Origin of the sequence: Paraburkholderia unamae, from assembly GCF_003096875.1 — a bacterium.
Classification (GTDB): domain Bacteria; phylum Pseudomonadota; class Gammaproteobacteria; order Burkholderiales; family Burkholderiaceae; genus Paraburkholderia; species Paraburkholderia unamae.
In genome coordinates, this window is record NZ_QEOB01000074.1 from 1 (window position 1) to 1,118 (window position 1,118).

Sequence of the window (1,118 nt, forward strand, 5' to 3'; positions counted from 1 at the left end):
CGCATGATCTTGCCCGAGCGCGTCTTCGGCAGGTTCTCGCCGAAGCGGATGTCCTTCGGTTTCGCGATCGGACCGATTTCCTTGCCCACCCACGCGCGCAGGTCGTTGGCGAGCTTCACCGCTTCATCGCCCTGCGGACGCGTCGCCTTCAGCACCACGAACGCCACCACCGCTTCGCCCGTCGTGTCGTCGGGGCGGCCCACCACGGCGGCCTCCGCCACCAGCGGGTTCGCCACCAGCGCCGACTCGATCTCCATCGTGCCCAGTCGGTGGCCCGAGACGTTCAGCACGTCGTCGATCCGGCCCATGATCGTGAAGTAGCCCGTGTCCTTGTCGCGCACGCTGCCGTCGCCCGCGAGGTACAGCTTGCCGCCCAGTTCCTCGGGGAAATAGCCCGACTTGTAGCGCTCCGGCTGGCCCCACACGTTGCGGATCATCGCGGGCCACGGGCGCTTCACCACCAGAATGCCGCCCTGCCCGTTCGGCACGTCCTGGCCCGTTTCGTCGACGATCGCCGCCATGATGCCCGGCAGCGGCAGCGTGCACGAACCCGGCACCAGCGGCGTCGCGCCCGGCAGCGGCGTGATCATGTGACCGCCCGTTTCCGTTTGCCACCACGTATCCACGATCGGGCAGCGCTTGCCGCCCACGTTTTCGTAGTACCACATCCACGCTTCGGGATTGATCGGCTCGCCCACCGTGCCGAGAATGCGCAGCGAGGAAAGGTCATAGCTCTTCGGGTGCACCTTCGCGTCGGCCTCGGACATCTTGATGAGCGAGCGGATCGCCGTGGGCGCGGTGTAGAACAGCGTGACCTTGTGCTTCGCGATCATGTCCCAGAAGCGGCCCGCGTTCGGATACGTCGGCACGCCTTCGAACACGACCTGGGTCGCGCCGATCGTGAGCGGGCCGTAGGCAATGTAGCTGTGGCCCGTGATCCAGCCGATGTCGGCCGTGCACCAGAACACGTCGCTCGGCTTGTAATCGAAGGTCCACTTCATCGTTTGCGCGGCCCACAGCAAGTAACCGCCCGTGCTGTGCTGCACGCCCTTCGGTTTGCCCGTCGAGCCCGAGGTGTAGAGGATGAAGAGCGGGTGTTCCGCGCCCACGGGTTCCGG

The 1,118-nt window shown here is 66.5% G+C and carries 1 protein-coding gene; it reads right to left on the reverse strand.

What is annotated here, in order from left to right:
- The coding region (locus C7402_RS46115) for an AMP-binding protein (protein ID WP_165842147.1) at positions 1-1,118 on the reverse strand (1,118 nt) is incomplete at both ends.